At 69.7% G+C, this 4,709-nt stretch carries 3 protein-coding genes and 1 pseudogene; 3 read left to right on the top strand and 1 reads right to left on the bottom strand.

Translation table 11 applies throughout. The features are described 5' to 3' along the window. Together FRW57_RS23405 and bagB are read left to right on the top strand one after the other, a co-directional pair. Positions 1-246: pseudogene (locus tag FRW57_RS23405) on the top strand (ATPase); the annotation flags it as partial. Beyond that, positions 246-1,427, top strand: coding sequence for an ArsA family ATPase (gene bagB, locus FRW57_RS17375; RefSeq protein WP_152186586.1), 1,182 nt, complete (start codon positions 246-248; stop codon positions 1,425-1,427). The pseudogene FRW57_RS23405 and the gene bagB, both read left to right, overlap by 1 nt. Positions 1,428-1,521: 94 nt before the next feature. Here the strand turns inward: bagB and FRW57_RS17380 are convergent, their stop codons facing one another. Next, positions 1,522-1,848, bottom strand: coding sequence for a WhiB family transcriptional regulator (locus FRW57_RS17380; RefSeq protein ID WP_152186587.1), 327 nt, complete (start codon positions 1,846-1,848; stop codon positions 1,522-1,524). 280 nt (positions 1,849-2,128) lie between these two features. Between FRW57_RS17380 and FRW57_RS17385 the strand changes: the two genes are divergently transcribed. Next, positions 2,129-4,600: a penicillin-binding protein gene (locus tag FRW57_RS17385; protein ID WP_137120365.1), complete on the top strand. Its 2,472-nt coding sequence runs from the start codon at positions 2,129-2,131 to the stop codon at positions 4,598-4,600. Positions 4,601-4,709: the final 109 nt, after the last annotated feature.

Consider the following 4,709-nt stretch of genomic DNA (forward strand, 5'->3'; position numbering starts at 1 on the left):
CTGGACAGCGACGCGGTGGCGGACGACCTGGCCGCGGCCGGCGTGAAGGCCCGGCCTGCGTTGCTGCGCGGGCTGCTCGAGGAGACCGCGGAGCACGCCGCCCGGATCGCGCTCGAGCAGGCGCAGGCCGAACGCCTCGAAGGGCTCGGCCGCACGCTCTACCGGCTGCCCCTGATGCCCGAGGGCGTCGACGCGGGCGGTGTGCGGGTGCTGGCCCGGTTGCTCACCGAGCAGGGTATGGCGTGATGGCCGCCAACCAGGCACGTGGCGGCGCGCGCGGTGTCGCCGATGCGCCGGCCCTGGACGCGGACGCCCTGCTGGAGGACCGAGAGGTCCGGATCGTGGTCTGCTGCGGGTCCGGGGGCGTGGGCAAGACCACGACGGCCGCTGCCCTTGCGGTCCGCGCGGCAGAGGCGGGCCGGCAGGTGGTGGTGCTCACCATCGATCCCGCCCGCCGGCTCGCGCAGGCCCTCGGGCTCGAGGAGCTCGACAACACCCCTCGGCATGTCGCCGGTCTCGACCTGTCCGCCGGCGGGTCGCTCGACGCGATGATGCTCGACATGAAGCGCACCTTCGACGAGGTGGTGCAGGCCCACGCCACGCCGGAGAAGGCGGAGCAGATCCTCGCCAATCCCTTCTACCAGGCGGTCTCCAGCTCGTTCGCGGGCACGCAGGAATACATGGCGATGGAGAAGCTCGGGCAGTTGCACGCCCAGCTCAGCGCGGGAGGCGACTCGCCGCGGTGGGACCTCATCGTCGTGGACACCCCGCCCTCGCGCTCCGCGCTGGACTTCCTCGACGCGCCGAGCCGCCTGGGGTCGTTCCTCGACGGCCGGTTCATCCGGATCCTCGCCGCTCCGGCCAGGGCGGGCAGCCGCGCCTACCTCAAGGTCTTCAGCGCGGGGGTCAACGTCGTGAGCAACACGCTGAGCAAGGTGCTGGGCGCCCGGTTGCTGCGCGACGTCCAGACCTTCGTGGCCGCGCTCGACACGATGTTCGGTGGGTTCCGGGAGCGGGCCGACCAGACCTATGCCCTGCTGCAGCAGCAGGGCACGCGGTTCCTGGTGGTCGCGACGCCGGAGCGCGACGCCCTGCGCGAGGCGGCGTTCTTCGTCGACCGGCTCGACCGGGACGACATGCCGCTGGCCGGGCTCGTCATCAACCGGGTGCAGCGGACCCGGGCGAACGGGCTGAGTGCCGGGCGGGCGATGGCGGCGGCGGAGACGCTGCCCGACGGATCGGTCACCGCCGCCATCCTGCGGCTGCACGCCGACCTCGCCGAGACGGCCGCCCGACACGAGGCCCGCGCCCGTGCGTTCACCGCGGCCTACCCGGAGACGCCGGTGGTGGCGGTGCCGGCGGCCGCGGAGGACATCCACGACCTGACCGCGCTGCGCGAGATCGGCGTGGCCCTCGCCGACGGCTGAGGCCCAGACCCCCGCTGCTTGTTGCTGGGAGAGGGCGTCACCTGTGACGCGCTCTCCCAGCAACGAGCATGGGAGCTCTCAACGAGCAGGGGGGTTAGGAGGCGGTCGGGCGGTGCCGCGCCCGGTCCATCTGGAAGAGCGCCTTCCACGACTTGACGTCCGGCCGCCGCTTGAGCAGGGCGCGCCGCTCACGCTCGGTCATCCCGCCCCAGACCCCGAACTCGGTGCGGTTGTCGAGCGCGTCGGCCAGGCACTCCGCGATGACCGGGCACCCGATGCAGACCTGCTTGGCCACCTGCTGGGCCGCGCCGCGGACGAACAGGGCGTCCGGCTCCGAGGTCCGGCATGCCGCCAGAGGCGCCCACTCCTCGACCCAGGCCGCGGGCTCGTCCGAGGAACTTCCGGGCCGTCGATTCGCGATCGCTGTCACTGTCTTCCCCTGTCTTTACCAAGACCAAGCCTGCACTTAGTCAAGAGACCTTCTGCAATAGGTAAAATCTCATCCGTTGAAGGCTATGGAGTGGTGTCGTAAGGCACCATGACCCCGCAGGACCGTTTCCGGGTAGTCACAAATGACTAGTCACTGCCGGCCGGGGTGATCGCAGGTCCCGCCGCACACCACAGTTCGGGCCCGCAGGACCACCCGCCACGGCGCCTCGCGGAGTCGGGTTCGCGGGCCTGCGCGGGTTACTCTGGCCACCATGCAGCGTCAAGCCACCAAACTTGCCAACGTCCTGAGCCTGCTCGGGGCGTTCCTCGCGACGGCCGTCGTCATCGGCCTGCTCGGCGCCGGGCTGGTCATCCCGGCTGTGGGTGCCACCGGAGCCGCCACCCGCGAGGGAGTGGGACTGTTCGACGGCCTGCCCGGCAACTTCTCGGCCAACCCGCTCGCCCAACAGTCCAAGATCTACGCCGCCGACGGTTCGCTGATCGCGACCCCGGCCGACGAGGACCGCACCGTCGTCCCGTTGAAGGAGATCGCCCCGGTCATGCGCAAGGCGCAGGTGGCCATCGAGGACTCCCGCTTCTATGAGCACGGCGGCATCGACCTGCGGGGCGTGGCCCGCGCGCTGGCGTTCAACGCCGTCAACCCCACGACCCAGGGCGCTTCGACGCTGACCCAGCAGTTCGTCAAGGTCTCGCTGCAGGAGAACGCCTTGGCCTCGGGCAACGAGCAGGCTGCCCAGGAGGCCACGGCACGGCACGGCTGGGCAGGCATCGCCCGCAAGGTCCAGGAGCTGAAGTACGCCGTCACCCTCGAGAAGAAGATGACGAAGGACCAGATCCTCGAGGGTTACCTCAACCTCGTCTACTACGGCGACCAGGCGTATGGCGTGGAGGCGGCCGCCCGACACTACTTCGGCATCCACGCGAGCCAGCTCAGCCTGCCCCAGGCCGCTCTGCTGGCCGGCGTCGTGAACCAACCGGGTGTCACGGACCCGATCCACTACCCGGAGGCGGCGGTCAAGCGCCGCAACGTGGTATTGGCCAAGATGCACCAGCAGCACATGATCAGCACCAAGGCGTGGAAGCAGGCCAAGACCAGCAAGCTCCAGTTGCACGTCACCAACCGGAAGAGCAACTGCGCCGCCTCGCCACACCCCTACTTCTGCTCCTACGTCATAGCCTGGCTCAAGCAGCAGCCAGCGCTGGGCAAGACGGTCGAGGAGCGCGACCGCCTGCTCAACCGCGGTGGCCTGACGATCAAGACGACCTTGGACCCGAAGATCGAGAAGATCGCCCGTCGGGAGCTGCTCAAGGCGGTCCCGATGCACAACAAGCTCAAGCTGGGCGCGGCGGCCGCCATGATCCAGCCGGGGACCGGCCACGTCCTGGCGATCGCCCAGAACACCAAGTACTCCCTGCAGCCCGGCGATGCCAACACGACCGTCAACTACGCCATCGACGAGCGCTACGGCTCCTCCGGCGGCTTCCAGATCGGGTCCACCGCCAAGCTGTTCACCATCACGACGGCGCTCGAGTCGGGAATGCCGATCGACTCCACGATCTATGTGCGGCCTCCGACCGCGGGCCGCGCCGCAGTCTTCACCCCGCAGGACTTCCCGAAGAACAAGTGCGGCGGCGGCATGGTGACCGACTGGGAGGTCGCCAACGACATCGGCACCTTCACCGGCCGGATCTCGCTGACCAAGATGACAGCGGAGTCGCTCAACACCGCGTTCGCCGAGCTGGTGTCCAAGCTGGGCACCTGCAAGATCCAGCGGACGATGACCAGGATGGGCCTGCACCAGGGCAACGGCGAGCCGGTCGACCCCGGACCGGCCTCGATCACGCTTGGCACCAGTGGGTCATCCCCCATGTCGGTCGCCTCGGCCTTCGCGACCATCGCTGCGCACGGGAAGTACTGCACCCCCACCCCCGTCCTGTCCATCACGACCCCGGACGGCAAGAAGCTGCCGATCCCGGGCGACAGGTGCAAGCAGGTCCTCGAGCCGGACGTGGCCAACGGCGTCACCTCGATCTTCACCCACGTCCTCGACGACAACGGGACCGCGCGTGGCAACAAGCTGGCCGACAAGCGCCCGGCGGCCGGCAAGACCGGGACCACGGACGGCGGCAACGAGAGCTGGTTCACCGGGTTCACCCCGCAGCTGGCCACCTCGGTCTGGGTCGGCACGCCGAAGACCAACAACGAGAAGGTCAAGGACTTCACCCTCGCCGGCAAGTTCCACGAGGGCTGGCTGTTCGGCTCCACCATCGCCGCACCCACGTGGAAGGCGATCATGGACGCCGCCCTCCAGGGCGAGCCGATCAAGAAGTTCGAGAAGCCCAGCCCGACGATGGTGCACGGCAAGCAGATCACCGTCCCCAGCGTGACCGGCATGCCGCTGGACGAGGCGCTGAAGACGCTGAAGAACGCCGGTTTCAACGGCCGCGAGGGCCATGACGTCTACTCCGACTACCCGCAGGGCACCGTCGCGGAGATGGACCCCACGGCAGGCACCAAGATGACCGAGGGTGACACGGTCTGGGTCTACCCGTCGACCGGGTACGTCCCCGCTCCCCCGCCCCCGCCGGCACCGTCGCCGACCTCCACTCCGGCACCGTCGCCGACCTCGACACCAGCCCCGTCGCCGACCTCCACACCGGCACCGACGACGACCAAGCCCAGCACGAAGAAGACCAAGCCCGGCCCGAAGAAGCCGAAATAGCGAGCGACCGGCCCCGAGCCGAAGGAGCGGAGCCCAGCGGTGCAGACCGCCGGGCTCAGCCGCCGCTGAGGCGGCGCTTGACGGCGGCGGCCACCCGGCCGCCCTCGGC

Origin of the sequence: Segeticoccus rhizosphaerae (genome assembly GCF_009192725.1) — a bacterium.
GTDB classification, from domain to species: domain Bacteria; phylum Actinomycetota; class Actinomycetes; order Actinomycetales; family Dermatophilaceae; genus Segeticoccus; species Segeticoccus rhizosphaerae.

Coding starts and splice junctions, on each gene's coding strand:
- bagB (WP_152186586.1), top strand. CDS start 246: ATGGCCGCCAACCAGGCACGTGGCGGCGCGCGCGGTGTCGCCGATGCG.
- FRW57_RS17385 (WP_137120365.1), top strand. CDS start 2,129: ATGCAGCGTCAAGCCACCAAACTTGCCAACGTCCTGAGCCTGCTCGGG.